The 14,431-nt window shown below is 67.4% G+C and carries 20 protein-coding genes; 5 read left to right on the forward strand and 15 right to left on the reverse strand.

Features of this window, described 5'->3' with window-relative positions; translation table 11 throughout:
* Positions 1-18: 18 nt before the first annotated feature.
* A complete protein-coding gene (locus AC5P9I_RS05090) occupies positions 19-342 on the forward strand; it encodes a KGG domain-containing protein (RefSeq protein WP_046430680.1) in 324 nt (107 codons plus the stop codon).
* A 97-nt stretch (positions 343-439) separates the two neighbouring features.
* Here the strand turns inward: AC5P9I_RS05090 and AC5P9I_RS05095 are convergent, their stop codons facing one another.
* From AC5P9I_RS05095 to AC5P9I_RS05105, 3 genes are all read right to left on the reverse strand, one after another.
* Positions 440-1,348 (reverse strand): manganese catalase family protein, encoded by a 909-nt coding sequence (locus tag AC5P9I_RS05095; protein ID WP_130768032.1) that lies wholly within the window; start codon positions 1,346-1,348, stop codon positions 440-442.
* A 36-nt stretch (positions 1,349-1,384) separates the two neighbouring features.
* Positions 1,385-1,906 carry a ferritin-like domain-containing protein gene (locus tag AC5P9I_RS05100; protein WP_130768031.1) on the reverse strand — a complete coding sequence of 174 codons (522 nt, stop codon included), beginning with the start codon at positions 1,904-1,906 and terminating at the stop codon, positions 1,385-1,387.
* Between the two features lie 159 nt (positions 1,907-2,065).
* Entirely contained in the window at positions 2,066-2,410 is a 345-nt protein-coding gene (locus AC5P9I_RS05105) for a hypothetical protein (RefSeq protein WP_231353088.1), read from the reverse strand.
* Positions 2,411-2,617: 207 nt separating this feature from the next.
* On the opposite strand from AC5P9I_RS05105, the gene AC5P9I_RS05110 reads away from it, so the two are divergent.
* The gene (locus AC5P9I_RS05110) at positions 2,618-3,010 is read left to right on the forward strand and encodes a response regulator (RefSeq protein ID WP_053463150.1); all 393 of its coding nucleotides are present in this window, start codon (positions 2,618-2,620) and stop codon (positions 3,008-3,010) included.
* Between the two features lie 16 nt (positions 3,011-3,026).
* Here AC5P9I_RS05110 and AC5P9I_RS05115 read toward each other — a convergent pair whose 3' ends face one another.
* From AC5P9I_RS05115 to AC5P9I_RS05150, 8 genes are all read right to left on the reverse strand, one after another.
* Entirely contained in the window at positions 3,027-3,425 is a 399-nt protein-coding gene (locus AC5P9I_RS05115) for a BLUF domain-containing protein (protein WP_130768030.1), read from the reverse strand.
* A gap of 136 nt (positions 3,426-3,561) precedes the next feature.
* Positions 3,562-3,990 (reverse strand): BLUF domain-containing protein, encoded by a 429-nt coding sequence (locus AC5P9I_RS05120; RefSeq protein WP_057494793.1) that lies wholly within the window; start codon positions 3,988-3,990, stop codon positions 3,562-3,564.
* An 83-nt stretch (positions 3,991-4,073) separates the two neighbouring features.
* Positions 4,074-4,796: a glycosyltransferase family 2 protein gene (locus tag AC5P9I_RS05125; RefSeq protein ID WP_130768029.1), complete on the reverse strand. Its 723-nt coding sequence runs from the start codon at positions 4,794-4,796 to the stop codon at positions 4,074-4,076.
* Complete coding sequence (locus AC5P9I_RS05130) at positions 4,793-5,380, reverse strand: class I SAM-dependent DNA methyltransferase (RefSeq protein ID WP_130768028.1); 588 nt, start codon at positions 5,378-5,380, stop codon at positions 4,793-4,795. The genes AC5P9I_RS05125 and AC5P9I_RS05130 overlap by 4 nt, the downstream gene beginning before the upstream one ends.
* On the reverse strand, positions 5,377-6,135 hold the full coding sequence (locus AC5P9I_RS05135; protein WP_130768027.1) for a PIG-L deacetylase family protein: 759 nt from the start codon (positions 6,133-6,135) through the stop codon (positions 5,377-5,379). The genes AC5P9I_RS05130 and AC5P9I_RS05135 overlap by 4 nt, the downstream gene beginning before the upstream one ends.
* Positions 6,123-7,064: an acyl-CoA dehydrogenase middle domain-containing protein gene (locus AC5P9I_RS05140; RefSeq protein WP_130768026.1), complete on the reverse strand. Its 942-nt coding sequence runs from the start codon at positions 7,062-7,064 to the stop codon at positions 6,123-6,125. The genes AC5P9I_RS05135 and AC5P9I_RS05140 overlap by 13 nt, the downstream gene beginning before the upstream one ends.
* Positions 7,065-7,166: 102 nt before the next feature.
* Entirely contained in the window at positions 7,167-7,673 is a 507-nt protein-coding gene (locus AC5P9I_RS05145) for a hypothetical protein (RefSeq protein ID WP_130768025.1), read from the reverse strand.
* Between the two features lie 10 nt (positions 7,674-7,683).
* A complete protein-coding gene (locus tag AC5P9I_RS05150) occupies positions 7,684-8,847 on the reverse strand; it encodes a zinc-dependent alcohol dehydrogenase (RefSeq protein WP_130768024.1) in 1,164 nt (387 codons plus the stop codon).
* Positions 8,848-8,995: 148 nt separating this feature from the next.
* Here AC5P9I_RS05150 and AC5P9I_RS05155 point away from each other — a divergent pair, with 148 nt between their 5' ends.
* The 3 genes from AC5P9I_RS05155 to AC5P9I_RS05165 all read left to right on the forward strand — a co-directional run bounded on the left by AC5P9I_RS05155 (position 8,996) and on the right by AC5P9I_RS05165 (position 10,479).
* Positions 8,996-9,184, forward strand: a complete 189-nt coding sequence (locus AC5P9I_RS05155) for a hypothetical protein (RefSeq protein WP_130768023.1) — start codon at positions 8,996-8,998, stop codon at positions 9,182-9,184.
* Between the two features lie 101 nt (positions 9,185-9,285).
* Positions 9,286-9,924 carry a DUF6766 family protein gene (locus AC5P9I_RS05160; protein ID WP_049467295.1) on the forward strand — a complete coding sequence of 213 codons (639 nt, stop codon included), beginning with the start codon at positions 9,286-9,288 and terminating at the stop codon, positions 9,922-9,924.
* A 3-nt stretch (positions 9,925-9,927) separates the two neighbouring features.
* Entirely contained in the window at positions 9,928-10,479 is a 552-nt protein-coding gene (locus AC5P9I_RS05165) for a cysteine hydrolase family protein (RefSeq protein ID WP_130768022.1), read from the forward strand.
* Positions 10,480-10,518: 39 nt separating this feature from the next.
* Here AC5P9I_RS05165 and AC5P9I_RS05170 read toward each other — a convergent pair whose 3' ends face one another.
* From AC5P9I_RS05170 to AC5P9I_RS05185, 4 genes are all read right to left on the reverse strand, one after another.
* Positions 10,519-10,944 carry a Rap1a/Tai family immunity protein gene (locus AC5P9I_RS05170; RefSeq protein ID WP_235645084.1) on the reverse strand — a complete coding sequence of 142 codons (426 nt, stop codon included), beginning with the start codon at positions 10,942-10,944 and terminating at the stop codon, positions 10,519-10,521.
* 81 nt (positions 10,945-11,025) lie between these two features.
* The gene (locus AC5P9I_RS05175) at positions 11,026-11,871 is read right to left on the reverse strand and encodes an aldose epimerase family protein (RefSeq protein ID WP_130768021.1); all 846 of its coding nucleotides are present in this window, start codon (positions 11,869-11,871) and stop codon (positions 11,026-11,028) included.
* A complete protein-coding gene (locus AC5P9I_RS05180; RefSeq protein WP_130768020.1) occupies positions 11,861-12,898 on the reverse strand; it encodes a glycoside hydrolase family 43 protein in 1,038 nt (345 codons plus the stop codon). Before AC5P9I_RS05180 ends, AC5P9I_RS05175 begins: the two co-directional genes overlap by 11 nt.
* Before the next feature lie 16 nt (positions 12,899-12,914).
* Complete coding sequence (locus AC5P9I_RS05185) at positions 12,915-14,399, reverse strand: MFS transporter (RefSeq protein WP_130768019.1); 1,485 nt, start codon at positions 14,397-14,399, stop codon at positions 12,915-12,917.
* Between the last annotated feature and the right edge of the window lie 32 nt (positions 14,400-14,431).

Raw genomic sequence — 14,431 nt, forward strand, 5'->3', positions numbered from 1 at the left:
ACTCCAAGGAGACTTTCCATGGCCAACCAGAACCAGAACCAGGGCAGCAGCAACCGCGGCTTCGCTTCGATGGACGAAGACAAGCAGCGCGAGATCGCCGCCAAGGGCGGCCGCGCCGCGCATGAATCGGGCAACGCCCATGAATTCAGCTCTGAAGAAGCGCGCGAAGCCGGTCGCAAGGGCGGCGAAGCGGTGAGCCAGGATCGCCAGCACATGGCCGACATCGGCCGCGAAGGCGGCCAGAACAGCCATGGCGGCGGCAACCAGGGGGGCAACCAGGGGGGGCGGCAGCAACAGCAGGAACGTGGCGGCAACAACAACCGCGGTGGCCAGCAGCGTTGATCGAGACTGACCGGTTGCACCCCAAGTGGGCGGACAGCGTGTCCGCCCACTTTTTTTGCGAGGCGCGGGGCGGACGCCCGCCCCGGCCTGTTCTGCGTCAAGGCTCCCGTGGCGGCAGGTCGAGCGCGCCGGCGCCCGGCCCGGCGCCCAGTTCGGCACCGGTTGTCGGCCGTGCTTCGGGATCGGAAAGCGTTCGCAGGGTCATGGCCTGCACCGCCGCCTGCTCGCGTGGGTCCAGGCCCACCGTGGCGCTGCCGTCACCGCCGTCCACAGCGGCCTGTGCCTCGCGGTCGCTGACCCGCTCCCATAGCTCGCCGCTGTTCCAGCTGCCCAGCAGGTCATCAGCGCCGTCGCCCTGCGACATGTCCATGTACAGGTCGGTAAAGGCGGGGTCACCCGGCTGCTTGCCCGGTGGGAAGTTGGGCTGGATGCTGTGCAATGCCTTTTCGAAGGACTTCTGGTGGGCGATTTCGCGCGTCATCAGGAAGCACAGTGCGTCCTTGATGCCCGGATCATCGGTCACCGTGATCAGTCGTTCGTAGACCAGCTTGGCGCGGGCTTCGGCGGCGATGTTCGAGCGCAGGTCGGCGGTGGGCTCCCCGATCGAATCGACGTAGGCCGCCGTCCAGGGAACACCGCTCGAATTGACCAGTGCCGGGCCGCCCCCGTACAGCAGCTGCTCGGTATGGCTGGTGCTGTTCTGGCCCAGCAGGCGCATGTCCTCGGCTTCGGCAAGCCCCTCGGACTGGATGGCCTTCGGGCCGCGGTTGAGCATGGCGATGATGGTACCGATGATCTCCAGGTGGCTGATCTCTTCGGTGGCAATGTCCATCAGCAGGTCCTTGCGTCCAGGATCGCATTCGCCCAGCCCCTGGGTGAAGTAGCGCATCGCGGCGGCCAGTTCACCTTGTGGGCCGCCGAACTGTTCCAGCATGAGGCTGGCAAGCTGCGGGTTGGATTCGCGCACGCGCACGGTGTACATCAGTTTCTTGTGGTGGAAGAACATGGGACTGTCTCCTGTGTCTGGCAGGCGGGATCGGGATCAACGCTTGGCTTGGGCGCCGGGCGTTTCGTCACGGTTGAGGAAGGCGCCGACCAGGCTGTCCTGGTGGTCTTCCAGCCAACGCGCCATGGCGATCTCTTCCTGCAGGATCTGGCCGCACACGGCCGCGATATCCGACGCGGCGGCCCGCTCGGCCGCGATCACCAGCGCCCGGTAGGTGGCGATCTCGGTGTTTTCGAAGCCAAAGGAGATGCCGACGCTCTTGACGACTTCGTCTTCCATCAGGGTATTGCCGGCGGCGTGGATCGCTGCGGTCATGCTCGCGAACAGCCCCTTGGCGGTGGGCACGCTGCCGCCAAGTGCTTCAATGCACTCGCGCAGGGAGGCGGCCTGCTGCTGCGTCTCCTGCACGTGCTGGCCGATACGTGCGGCAAGATGGGGATAGTTCTGGATGCGCGAAGCCATGGCCTTCATCATGGTCTCCGCCTCCTGCTCCATGGCGTAGGCGTCCTGCAGCCATTTCAGCAGGCGCTCGCTGCGGACGGTGTTCTGGTCTGCCATCACGGTCTCCGGTAGTGGGGCGACATGCCTCCGGAGACCATGGTGGCGAGGCCGCAATCACTGCCTCGTCGGCCGGCGTGAGCCGCCGGGCGTGCGCGCTGCACCTGGCGCTGATGCCGTCATAACATCCGCTGGTGCGTGGCAACGCCTGCCGCGCACTCAGGCGGGCATCGCGCCGGACACTACTGCACTGCCGCCGTCGCGACGGGGGCTTGCTGCGGGTGCGCGCCCGCCTGCGGACGCCTTCAATGCCTGGATCACCCGATGCTGCGCACGGTGCGCGCCACCTTCCACGCCCACGACGTAGACAAAGCGCCCATCGAACTTGGCCTGGGCACCCTCCAGCACGTCATCCTCCTGCAGGGTGCGCTTCAGCGACTTCATCCATGCCCGTTCGGGGATGCGATCCAGCTCCACGACGATCGCAGCGCCGCCGCAATCCAGGGACATGCATTCCACGCGCAATGCGCAGGGGGCGGTGGCATGGGTTGCAGATCGGGGCATGGTGGTGGCTCCAGTGCTGGGGGACGGCGGCAGTATCCATGCCCGCCGCCAACGCGCTGTCAAGAAAGGCGCAGCGCCTTCCACGCCGCATCGACGCACCGGGCAACCTGCGCAAGGCGGCTTCGCACCGGGCTGACACGCTCCACGCGCGCCGTTGATGCGCCACAGCACACACTGCAGTTCCCACGGCAATACAGGCATGCGCGCATGCAATCGGAAATGAACCAGCGCAGGTGCAACCTGCTGCTGGTTGAAGACCAGCTCGACCTTGCTGCACTGATGGAACAGGCGCTGGAAGACGGCGGCGGCCGGGTGACCCACGCCTACAGCGTGTTCGATGCGCTGGGGCTGCTTGATACGCAACGGTTCGATGGCGCGGTGCTGGATGTGGAGCTTCGCGATGGCGTGGTGTTCCCGGTTGCCGATCGGCTGGCGGAACTCGGCATTCCCTACCTGTTCGTGTCTGCGGTCTATGACCAGCTGGTACCGCTGCGCCACCGCCGCGCAACGTTCGTGGCCAAACCCTTCCACATCGACCGGTTGCAGGAAGCCGTCCAGCAGGTGGTGGGTGACGCCTGCGCGCCCCCGACCACGCATTGAGCGGCAAACGCCGCGGTCACGCCAGGTGTGGAGCTACCACCTGGCCCAGCTGACGCAGCGCCCCGCCACGGGAGAGCCCGCTCCAGTTGCCGCGGGCGACGCTGCGGATGTCGGCGGGGTCGGTCCAGAGCAGCCGCATCGACCAGTACGGAAAGAACCGGCCGGACACCCTGCCCCGGCCCAGCTCAAGCAGTTCGCAATGGCTGCGGGCACGGAGGATGCGGCTGTACACCACGTTGATGCTGTCTTCCGGTCCCTCGATGTACTGGAGGAAGCGGTGCCCATCGTAAAGAAGCACTCCCGTCACGCCTGCTTCAAGGTTGAAGCGGGCAGCGGCCCTGCTGAGGTCGTCCACATGGTCCATGGAAAGCCCCGGTATCGCCTCACTTGCGTAGGCGATTGCGCGGAGGGGCACGTTGATTCCTTCTGGCGCAGGAAATGTCCTGCGCCTGCAGGATGCCGGGCGCGCTGTAGGCGGGCATGAGGCGATTCACAACCCGGCTCGCTCCACCCTCTCCCCGGCCGCACGCCGCAGTAACACCCCGCTGGATTCAGGCGGCCTTCGCGTAGGGTTCGACGATCAGCAGCAGCTTGTCCATCGCCGTCGCGTCGGACTGTTCCGATGCTGCGCGCTGGATGAAGCTGGTCCAGTCAGCGCCCGCGATCACGCGAAGTTGGTCCGCGGTAACGGAGAGGCAGCGCATTGGCCAGAACGGCAGCCGCCGCTGGCCGACGCGGCCACGCGCAAGTTCGATCAGGTGGGTATGGCTGCTGGCACCGGTGACGCGGGAATAGGCCACATCCAGCCCGTCGGCAGGGCCCTCCATGTACTGCAGGAAGCGCTGCCCGTCGAACAGCAGCACGCCGGTCACGCCTGCGCCCCGATTGAAGCGGGCGGCATCCTCCATCAGGGTGTGCAGGCGCTCCGGCGTGAATCCGTCGACGGCCTCGCTGACGTAGACGATCGCTCTGTTCGGCATGGCGGCACTCCTGCTCTCTCAGCCCTTCACTCTAGGGCCCGCGGCGTCGCGGGGCCGTAAAGGACAGGCGTGCAGGCCTCACGCTATCCCCAATTCAGCACCGTGTTGACCAGCTCTTCATGCGCGTGCAGGGTTCCGAGTGGCACGTCGGCACGCGCCCCCTCGATCCCGGACAGGTAGGTCGCGAATCCTCCGGTGGCGCGCCCCACGAGGCGCGCGCTGGTCATGACCACGGGCGCACCGGCCCAGCGGACGTCGGCGCCCAGGCACTGCAGCCGGTTGACCAGCGCGACATCTTCACCGCAGCGCAGGGCCGCAAAGCCCCCCGCGGCACGATAGGCGCGGGCAGAGACACCGAGGTTCGCGCCGTGGATGCGCCCGTGATCGTCGCCCCAAGGCTGCCCTTTCCGGAACGCGCGACGCAGGCGCCTGCCGTCCCGGGAAGTGCTCGCGATGTCCACCAGTCCGCAGAAGGCGTCGCAGCGGCCCTCCAGCTGGGCGACCAGCCATTCCGGAGGCACCTCGCTGTCGGCATCGGTACTGGCCAGCCAGCGCGCTCCCTGTTGCAGCAACTGGGCCGCAGCCGCTGCCCTGGCAACACCGACGCAGCGTGCCTGCAGCCGCACTGTATCGACCCGCTGCTGCCGGCAGATGGACCCGGTCGCATCGGAGCAATCGTCCAGTGCAACCACCACCTGCACCGCCTCGCCGCGCAGCCCGGGATGCAGCGCCGCCCTTCGGATCGATTGCAGGCAGCGCGCCATGCTGGCCGCCTCGTTGTGTGCCGGCACCAGGACACCGATCACCGCAGTCCCTCGTTGCGGGCCAGCGACAGCGCGCCGCGCGTCCAGCCCTGCAGCAGGAAGTCCGCGTCACGATAGTGGAAGGCCTCCTGCAGCCCCTCGCCCAGGCATCGATGCACGACTTCGGTGCGGCTCGCGCGTCCGGGGAAGGACGGCAGCCAATGGCAGGCCACCAGCAGCCCGTCATCGCGCAGTGCCTGGCCGATGCCCGCGCGCAGCGCCTGCAGTGCGCCTGTGCCGAGGTAGTAGCCCATCTCCCCGCAGACGATCAGGTCGAAGCGACCCGGCGGCCATTGCTCGGGGTGGCTGGCGCAGTGGACCTGGACATGCGGCAGGTGGGCCAGGTTGCGGCGGGCGCGGAAGGCCGCACGCGGGCTGATGTCGGTGGCCAGCAGCCGCTCGCAGCGGCCCGCCAGGGCCTCGGTCAGCACCCCGTTGGAGCACCCCAGCTCCCAGCCCCGATGGAACTGGCGCTGGCTCAGGCTGGCCAGCAGCAGCGCTCGCTTGCGCTCCTCATACCATCGGCTGCGGTAGCCGAAGGGGTCCTCCTGCTCATGCAGTTCGTCGAAGTACGGTTGCGCGCTCATGCCAGGAAAACCTCGTGGTTCCGGAAGAATCGGGTCAATACATGGGCTGGCAGCACCGGCGGGCTGTGCAGCCTCGGCACTGCGCCGGTCTGGGTGCGGAAGTGGGCGATCGCGTTGCGCTTGGCGGCCACGACGTCGGTGATGTCGAGCAGTTCGGGCGCCTCCCAGGCCATGTGCGCACAGGCCGGGTCCAGCCAGTGCCAGCCCCACACCGGATACTCCAGGCGCCGGCAGCCCACCGTACGCGCGGCCCGGCAGGCAGCACGGCCTGCCGCTTCGTGGTCGGGGTGCCCATCGAAGCGCCAGGGTGCCAGTACCAGGTCGCGCGGCTGCAGGTACTGTTGCAGCCAGTCCTCCAGGCCCTGTTCGTGCGCACTGACCGCGCCGTCGGCAATGCCAAGGTGGAACGCGGAGCCGGCCTGGATGCCGAGCTCGCCCAGCGCTGAGGCAAGCTCGGCGCGCCGTGCCGAGCGCAGGCGCTCCGGCGTCCACCAGCGCTCGTGTGGATAGCACGCCTCGCCATCGGTTACCGCGACGACGCGGACCTGCATGCCCTGGCCCGCGGCGTGGCCAAGCAGGCCGCCGCAGCCAAGGATCTCGTCGTCGGGATGGGGTGCGACCACCACCACCCGCTCATAGCCGGCCAGCAGTGTGGCCGCCGAAGTGGCCGGATGCTGCCACAGCCACTGGCAGCGCAACCAGGCCTGCTCCTGTGTGCCGGCCCCCTGCAGGGGCGTGCTGGCTACAGCGCCCATGTTGCCTCCTCGGTGGCGCGCCGCTCACCCAGCCATTCCCAATCGCGGTCGGCATGGCTCTGCCGCATGAATATCGTCAGGTCGGCCCAGCGACGGGCATGCGCCTGCTCCAGGCACATCGGCGCCGGCCCCAGCGCCCGACCTGCCAGATCGAGCACGCGCGTCGCCGCGCGCTCGACCACGCAGCGCACGCGCACCACGTCCTCCCGATGCGCTGATCCCGGCTCCGCATCGATGCGCGCCGCCAGTTCGCGCAGCAGCGCCGTGGCCGGGCCCAGGACCAGGTCCACTTCGCCCAGCAACCGCGCGCGGTGTCCCCTGCTGCAGGCCGGCCGCATGCGCTCGGCCAGGGCGACGGCCGCACCAAGCCAGACCGCGGCGATGCCCGCGCCGCCGTGCCAGAAACCGGGGCGCTGCAGGTAGTCGTCGCGCGTGCCGACAAGCGCCATCTGCGCACCGTCGAACCGCACCGTGGTGGACGGAATGCCGGCCATGCCGACGGCCGGCCACGGCTCGCCCTCCAGCGTGTTCCACTGCCCGGCCGACACCTGGCACAGCCATACGCCCTGCGCATTGCGGACCGTTACCAGCGCCGCGTCCACCCAGGCGCTTCCGGAGCACCACGGCTTGTCGCCGCGCAGCCTGCCCTCGCTGTCAATGCGGAGCGTGTTGGCCGGCCCCTCGGCTGCCCATACCGCCAGCAGTTTGCCCTCTGCTGCGGAAGGCGCCTTCAGTTCGGCGAGGATCGCCTGCGCGTCATGGTGCGCTTCCAGCACTTTGGCCAGGCAGAGGTCCTCTGCCCCCCAGGCGGCCAGCGCCTGCCAGCGCTGCAGCGTGCGGCCGCTTCCCGGCAACGGCAGTTCGGGCTGCTGGACCAGCACCTGGCGGGCGCGGTTGGCCAGCGGCGTAGGCGATGACACATCCTGCATGAAGGGATCTGCAGTGGGGACAGGCAATGACCGTAGGCGGCAGGCGGTCACATCACTGTCTTGGAGGTGTGGCCGGCGCATGAATACTCTGCGCGACGATCCTCACGCACCCGCCTGCCGACGGTCTCGCCGGGCGCGGATGCAGCGCAGCAACTCCGATAGCCACGGCAGGACCACCAGGCCCAGCGCCAGCACTACGAGCAGCGCCGCCACTTCGGGCGCCGCAGGTTGCGCACGGAATGCCCACTGCGGCTGCGCGTGCCAGCCGACCCAGACCAGCAGAATCCACGGCGCGGCATCCAGCACGCTGTGCACATGCTGCTCGGCCGGGCTGATCCGCCGCCGCCGGTCAGCGCTGGCCGTATCCAGGTAGCCGGCGATTGCGTGGGCCAGGACCAGCACGGCCAGCAGGGCGGCAAGTGACCAGGTGTTGGCCAGCAGCAGCCAGGCCAGTACGCCACTGCCGATCAGCACGAGCTGGACCCCGTGCAGCACGCTCTCGCGCAGCCCCGAGGTATGTGGCAGGTCGGTGCGCCGGTGGAAATGGAAGTCCAGCGCACCGGCCGCCAGCCACAGAGCGTAGACGCCGGCCATGATGATCGCGCTCATCGCCCCGGGCTCAGGGCGTCAAGACGATCTTGCGGCAGTCGTCATCCTTGGCATCGAACAGGGCATACCCCTGCGCTGCATCGGCAAGGCGCATCCGGTGCGAGATGATGTCACCCGGGTCCAGCTTTCCTTCCATGATCGCGTCAAGCAGCTCGGGCATCAGGCCCTGCACATGGGTCTGCCCCATCTTGAACGTGAGCCCCTTGTCGAACGCATCACCCAGCAGGAATCCATGGATGAAACCGGCATAGACCCCCGGAATGCTGACCACGCCGCCGCGACGTGCTGCCGCAATGCACTGCCGGATCGCAACACCGCTGCTCCCTTCGAGCTTTACAGCGGTCAACGCTGACTCCAGCGCACTGCCCTCGGCCTCGAAGCCCACCGCCTCGATGCAGGCATCCACGCCCCGGCCGCTGGTCTGGGTAAGGATGTAGTCGGCCGGATCCTCGATCTCCCTGAAGTCGATCGGCGTCACCCCGTAGGCACGCCGCGCGTAGTCCAGGCGGTAATGCAGGTGATCGACCATGAAAATGGTTTCGGCGCCCAGCAGGCGGCAGCAGGCGGCACTCATCAACCCGACCGGCCCTGCGCCGAAGATCGCCACGGTCGAGCCTGCCTTGACGCCCGCGTTCAGTGCAGCCTGGTAGCCGGTGGGCAGGATGTCGGACAGGAACAGTACCTGCTCGTCGGCCACGCCGTCCGGAATGCGCAACGGGCCCACGTTGGCCTTCGGTACGCGGACGAATTCCGCCTGGCCGCCGGCCACGCCCCCGTACAGGTGGCTGTATCCGAACAGTGCCGCCGGGGGCAGTATGCCCTTCTGGTTCAGCGCCGCGCCATTGCCCGGATTGGTGGTTTCGCACGCAGCATACTCGGCCAGCCGACAGTGGAAGCACTCACCACAGGCGATCACGAACGGGATCACCACCCGATCGCCCGGCTTCACCTGGGTCACGCCGCTGCCGACCTCTTCCACGACGCCCATGAATTCGTGGCCGAGGACATCGCCGTCGTGCAGATCGGGAATCTTGCCCCGGTAGAGGTGCAGGTCCGACCCACAGATTGCGGTGGCGGTCACCCGCAGGATCAGGTCATCTTCGGCGGCCAGTACCGGGTCGGGCACAGTCTCGACGCGCACATCCTTGCGGCCGTGGTAGGTCAATGCCTGCATCGTGCTGCTCCAGGAGGTCGGGGGTCCAGCATCGCAATGCCCTCATCCCGTGGCAGTGACATCCGGGTGTGCACGGTGTTCATTGCGCAGCGTCGTCGCGTTAACCCGGCCTGCGGCAGGCTTCAGGTTCCCGCCGCAGGAACTGCACATGAACGACAAACTGCCTTTCAATCCAACCACAGACGTGGACGATCAGTCGAAGGCGCATACGCCGGACAAGCCGCGCAATGACCACGCCAGGTGGAAGGACCACGACATGCCTGACGATGGCGATGGCCCCAAGGCCGTGCCGGAAGACTACGAGCGGCCCGATCCCGATCCCACCGGGCGGCGTTGAGTCCGTCTCACGCGCTGGATGCGCAGGATTCACGGATGCTTGTCCGCGACCCGAGCACGCTCCATGACATGCCTTCCGGAGTGACCTGAACGAGGTGCTGCATGTGGAAACGCAATGGTCTGTCGCTGGTACTGCTTGCGCTCACTGCAGTGTTCATCATCGGGCAGGCGATAGCGGGGCACCACGTGCACAACCAGGAGCTGGTCGAGCACGGCCGCGCGCCGCTCGATCTCTGGCACTACCTGGCCACGGGTCATTTCGTCAGCGCCACGTTCGAGAACTGGGAAAGCGAATTCCTGCAGATGGGGATGTACGTGCTGCTCACGGTCAGCCTGCGCCAGCGGGGCTCGGCCGAGTCGCGGCCGTTCGATCCGGCGCAGGAACACAGCCGCGTCGAGCCAGGTCCCACGCCATGGCCGGTCAGGCGCGGTGGCGTGTGGAAGGTTCTCTACGGCCACTCGCTGGCCATTGCATTCGGGCTGCTGTTCCTGCTCAGCTTTACGCTGCATGCACTGGGGAGCTGGCGGGCCGAACAAGCCGAACAGCAGTTGCAGGGCCTACCCGGGCCCGGCTTCCTCGAACACCTGGCCAGCAGCACGTTCTGGTTCGAATCCATGCAGAACTGGCAGAGTGAGTTCCTGGCCGTGTTGTCCCTGGTGGTGCTGACGATCTTCCTGCGCCAAAAGGATTCACCGCAGTCCAAGGCGGTCGAGGCGCCGCATGCGCAGACCGGAGATTGAGCCATGCAGACGCACCCAGCGACCGCGTTGCTGATCATCGACATGTTCAGTCGTTTTGATTTTCCCGGGGCAGCGCAGCTGGTCCCCAGCGCGGAGGCGGCGGCCAGCCAGATCCGGCGCCTGCGCGATCGCTTCGACGCACGGCAGTGGCCGGTGATCTATGCCAACGACAACTTTTCGGAGTGGAAGCAGGATTTCCGCCAGCAGGTGGCGCAGTGCGTGCAGGATGGCGGCCCGGCCGCCCGGATTGCCACGATGCTGTCTCCCACTGCCGACCACTATTTCGTGCTCAAGCCCAAGCACTCTGCCTTCCTGGCCAGCCCCTTGCCGATCCTGCTGGCCAAACTGGGCGTGCGCCGCCTCTGGCTCAGCGGGATGACGGCGGACTCCTGTGTCCTGGCCACCGCCTTGGATGCCAACGCCAGGGAATTCGAGGTGCGGGTGGCGCCAGAGGCCGTTGCCGGGCTGCCTGCCGCGAAACGGCGTGCCATGGCCCTGCTCGCCAATTCCGGTGCGGCGCAGGTGGAGCGCTTCAGGATGCCTGCGCGCGGCTGACAGCTGCGCCGGGCACGGCCGGCCGGACGCTGCACCGGCTCACTTCGCTGCCGGGCCGCAGGGGAGGGCCTGCTCGAGCGCTTCCACCACCAGCACCGACGCATCCTCATGCAGACGGCGCTGCGGCAGCTGCCGGAGGTGCGTGGCAACGCGATCCACCAGTTCGTGCGGCAGGATCTGGCCCTGTCCACACCAATGCCCACGACTGGCATCGGCGACACCCTGGATATACGCGCTGGCGCGGGCGCTGGACTGGGAGCGGCACTGCTCGCCGGCGCAGAATCCGTCCGCCGCGTTTCCCTGCAACAGCGACACCAGCTCGCTTCCAGTGACGAACCACGTACGTGCCTGCGGGGCCGCGGCCGCCGATGCGCTGCCTGCCCACAGGCAGGCAAGACCCAGTGCCCACATCGGGAAGAGGCGACGCGGCGGCGCGGTCGAGCGCCCGCTGTTGGCAGGATTCATGGTGGCCGGTCTGCTGCTGGAGGTCACAGAAGTATGTACCAGACCCTGCAGGACCCCGCCATATCCGTCCGTGCGCCCGGCTCAAGCGCCGTCGACCGACCACGCCAGTTCGAACGTCAACGCCAGCCGCTGCCCCGGCTCCAGCCGATGCGGCGCCAGGGTGAAGCCATCCGGCGGGCCACTCTGCGGCTCGACACAGGTTGCGTGTGACGCGCCGTCGTAGACCACCCAATGGTCGTGGTCCGACCGCAGTCGCAGTCGTTGGCCACCACGCAGCAGGGTGATGTCACTGTCGGCGATGAAACAATCGTCCCAGGGACCGGGAACAGGATCGACTGCGGGCAGCGTGGCGATGCCCTCCCCGTCCCGCGGGTACATCGCGCGGGGCGAGAACAGCAGCCGCTCTGGCTTGAGAAACCAGGGGTGCCAGCCCAGCACCGCCGGCATCGCGCGCTCGCCTGCCTGGACCGAAAGACGCAGCTGCAGGCGGTGAGGCTGCAGAGCGACCTCCTGCGTTGCAATGCCGCCAAACGGCCAGTACCTGTCGCACGGCAGCGCCAGCGACAGCGTGGCCGTGGCCGCCTCCATGCGCTCGACCTGCCAGGGCCGCGTGAAGCCCACGCCATGGATGGCATGCCCGCCGAAATTGAGCGGCAGCGCGTGCGGCGCGCCATCGAAGCGGAACTTTCCCCGGCGGATGCGCCCGGCCCACGGCACCATCGGGTAGCAGCCCCACGCGATTGCGGCCGGACCCGCCTGCTGCGCATCCACCAGCCACTCCATGCCGCGGTAGCGCAGGTGCGCCACGCGCCCGCCTGCTCCTGTCGCCAGCGCGACCTCCAGGTCGCCACACCTCAGCCAGTGCAGCTCACCGGCCGGCAGCGCGGCGAGCGCATCGTCCACAGCCGGCACGCGCTCACGCACCATAGGGATCGATCGTGCGGATGCTGCCGTCCGGCTCCATGTGCAGCGGCGTGCACTTGGCCGAGCGCAGGTGGGTGACGCCGCCCGACAGCAGGGCATCGTGATAGAACAGGTACCACTGCCCTTCGAACTGGCAGATGGAGTGGTGCGTGGTCCAGCCCACGACGGGCGTGAGGATCACGCCGCCATAGGTGAACGGCCCGTAGGGGCTGTCGCCCACCGCATAGCACAGCAGGTGCGTATTGCCGGTGGAATACGAGAGGTAGTACCGGCCATGGTACTTGTGCAGCCAGGGCCCCTCGAAGAAGCGTCGCGCGTGATCATCCGCGCGCAGTGGCTGGCCATGCTCATCCAGGATCTGTACTTCGCGCGTGGCTTCGGCCAGCTCGGTCATGCCCGCGTCCAGCCGGCCCACGCGCGGGCCCAGGGCCGGTGCGCTGCCCTGGGGCTCCTGGTGGGCGTCGTCGTACTGGTTGTCACGATACTTCTGCAGCTGCCCGCCCCAGATGCCGCCGAAGTACAGGTAGTGGCTGCCGTCGTCGTCCTCGAACACGGCGGGGTCGATCGAGTAGGCCCCCTTCATCGGCTCTGCGAGGGCAACGAACGGTCCCTCGGGACGCTCACCGATGGCCACGCCGATGCGGAAGCGACCGCTGGCATCCTTGGCCGGGAAGTAGAGGTAGTAGCGGCCGTCGCGACAGGCGGCATCAGGCGCCCACATCTGCTTGCGGGCCCAGGCCACGTCGCGCACGTGCAGCACGCAGCCGCAATCGACGGCGGCGCTGTCGGGCGTATCCATCCGCAGCACATGGTAATCCTGCATGCCGAAATGGCCGCCCTCATCGTCGAACGGCTGCCCGCCGTCGATGTCATGCGACGGATAGATGTATACGCGCCCCTCGAATACATGTGCCGAGGGATCGGCGGTGTAGATGTGGGTCACCAACGGTTGCGAAATGGCATGCGTGGCGAGCTGCGCCAGACGGGCTTCACGGGCCCGGCCGTCTTCACCGGCAGAGAGGTCGATCATGGTCGTCATCTTGGAGTTAAGCGGAGGCGTCGGCGGAGCGGCGACGCAGCAGGAGATCCTGTTCGATGCGGGTTTCGGCACGCTTGTCGATCTCGTAGGCGAACAGCAGCGCCACCGCGAGCAGGAAAGGAATGGCGCAGTAGACGCTGATGGTCAGCCGTATGCCTTCCACCACCGCCTCGGGCTGCTGTGCCAGGCCCGCCTGGTAGCCGTAGTGGGCAAGAATGGCGGCCACCAGTGCACCGCCCACGCTGAGGCCGATCTTCAGGCCGCACAGCATCGCCGAGAAGATGATCGCAGTGGCGCGGCGGTGGTTCTTCCACTCGGAGTAATCCGCTACGTCCGCGATCATCGCCCACAGCAGCGGGATGGTGATGCCGTAGCAGAAGCCATGCAGCATGAAGGCGCCGAAGGCCACGGAGACCGCAGTGGGTGGGAAGAAGTAGAAGGCGAGCAGGAACAACGTCGAGACGAACAGCGCGCCGCCAAAGACATCGCGCTTTCCGAAGCGGTCGGCGAGCCGTCGCGACAGGCCGATGCCCAGGATCATGCAGAGGATGCCGCAGGCATTGAACAGGCTGAAAGCCGAGGTGGCGGCATCCGTGGGCCAGGTGAATGCCGCAAAGCCGGCACGGGCCAGGCCGGCGTTCAAGCCGCTGATCAGCCCATTGAAACCCGAACCCTGCAGGAATGCGGCCAGTGCCGCCTCACTCATGTAGTACTGGAAGTAATAGATGTAGCTGCCGCCTTTCAGCGCCAGGTTGATGAACACCAGCACGGTCAGCGCGAGCATCACCTGCCACGGCCGGTTGTGCAGCAGGTCGGACAGGTCCTGCAATACGCCGCCACTCTGCTCGCGGGTCGGCACGATGCGTTCACGGGTGGTGGCGAAGGTGATCAGGAAGAACAACGTGCCGATGATGGCGAACGCGGTCATCACCTGTTCGAAGCCGCGCACCCGGTCGCCGTCCCCCAGGATCAGCACCAGTGGCATCAACAGCACCTGGATGATGAACTGCGCGATCATCACGGCCACGAACCGGTAGGCCGAGAGGCTGTTGCGCTGGGCCATGCTGCCGGTCAGTACACCGCTCAACGCGGAGTACGGCAGGTTGTTCGCAGCGTAGACGCAGACCAGCAGCGCGTAGGTGGTCAGCGCGTAGACCACCTTGCCACGTTCGCCCAGGTCCGGTGTACTGAACGCCAGCAGTGACAGCACGCCGAACGGAATGGCCGTCCACAGGATCCACGGGCGGAAGCGCCCCCAGCGCGTGGACGTGCGGTCGGCCGCGATGCCGATCAATGGGGTGAACACGAATGCGCCAAGCAGGCCGACCACGAAGATGATCGTTGCCGCCGTAGCAGCCGGCAGGCGATAGACGTCGGTGTAGAAGAACGCCAGATAGGTGATCAGGGTCTGGAAGATGAGGTTGGCCGCGAGATCGCCCAGGCTGTAGCCGAGCTTTTCGCGTACCGATAGCGCGTGTTCAGTGCTTGCCATGCAGCGGACGTCCTGGAAAAGGGATCTGAACG

The organism is Stenotrophomonas sp. YJH_SMC_29 (assembly GCF_059371235.1).

What these genes read in the sequence shown, in the direction of transcription:
- AC5P9I_RS05185 (WP_130768019.1), bottom strand. Translation starts at nt 14,399, where the DNA reads ATGGCAAGCACTGAACACGCGCTATCGGTACGCGAAAAGCTCGGCTAC.
- AC5P9I_RS05105 (WP_231353088.1), bottom strand. Translation starts at nt 2,410, where the DNA reads ATGCCCCGATCTGCAACCCATGCCACCGCCCCCTGCGCATTGCGCGTG.
- AC5P9I_RS05095 (WP_130768032.1), bottom strand. Translation starts at nt 1,348, where the DNA reads ATGTTCTTCCACCACAAGAAACTGATGTACACCGTGCGCGTGCGCGAA.
- AC5P9I_RS05120 (WP_057494793.1), bottom strand. Translation starts at nt 3,990, where the DNA reads ATGCCGAACAGAGCGATCGTCTACGTCAGCGAGGCCGTCGACGGATTC.
- AC5P9I_RS05150 (WP_130768024.1), bottom strand. Translation starts at nt 8,847, where the DNA reads ATGCAGGCATTGACCTACCACGGCCGCAAGGATGTGCGCGTCGAGACT.
- AC5P9I_RS05155 (WP_130768023.1), top strand. Translation starts at nt 8,996, where the DNA reads ATGAACGACAAACTGCCTTTCAATCCAACCACAGACGTGGACGATCAG.
- AC5P9I_RS05160 (WP_049467295.1), top strand. Translation starts at nt 9,286, where the DNA reads ATGTGGAAACGCAATGGTCTGTCGCTGGTACTGCTTGCGCTCACTGCA.
- AC5P9I_RS05175 (WP_130768021.1), bottom strand. Translation starts at nt 11,871, where the DNA reads ATGGTGCGTGAGCGCGTGCCGGCTGTGGACGATGCGCTCGCCGCGCTG.
- AC5P9I_RS05170 (WP_235645084.1), bottom strand. Translation starts at nt 10,944, where the DNA reads ATGAATCCTGCCAACAGCGGGCGCTCGACCGCGCCGCCGCGTCGCCTC.
- AC5P9I_RS05165 (WP_130768022.1), top strand. Translation starts at nt 9,928, where the DNA reads ATGCAGACGCACCCAGCGACCGCGTTGCTGATCATCGACATGTTCAGT.
- AC5P9I_RS05180 (WP_130768020.1), bottom strand. Translation starts at nt 12,898, where the DNA reads ATGATCGACCTCTCTGCCGGTGAAGACGGCCGGGCCCGTGAAGCCCGT.
- AC5P9I_RS05145 (WP_130768025.1), bottom strand. Translation starts at nt 7,673, where the DNA reads ATGAGCGCGATCATCATGGCCGGCGTCTACGCTCTGTGGCTGGCGGCC.
- AC5P9I_RS05100 (WP_130768031.1), bottom strand. Translation starts at nt 1,906, where the DNA reads ATGGCAGACCAGAACACCGTCCGCAGCGAGCGCCTGCTGAAATGGCTG.
- AC5P9I_RS05130 (WP_130768028.1), bottom strand. Translation starts at nt 5,380, where the DNA reads ATGAGCGCGCAACCGTACTTCGACGAACTGCATGAGCAGGAGGACCCC.
- AC5P9I_RS05140 (WP_130768026.1), bottom strand. Translation starts at nt 7,064, where the DNA reads ATGCAGGATGTGTCATCGCCTACGCCGCTGGCCAACCGCGCCCGCCAG.
- AC5P9I_RS05135 (WP_130768027.1), bottom strand. Translation starts at nt 6,135, where the DNA reads ATGGGCGCTGTAGCCAGCACGCCCCTGCAGGGGGCCGGCACACAGGAG.
- AC5P9I_RS05090 (WP_046430680.1), top strand. Translation starts at nt 19, where the DNA reads ATGGCCAACCAGAACCAGAACCAGGGCAGCAGCAACCGCGGCTTCGCT.
- AC5P9I_RS05110 (WP_053463150.1), top strand. Translation starts at nt 2,618, where the DNA reads ATGCAATCGGAAATGAACCAGCGCAGGTGCAACCTGCTGCTGGTTGAA.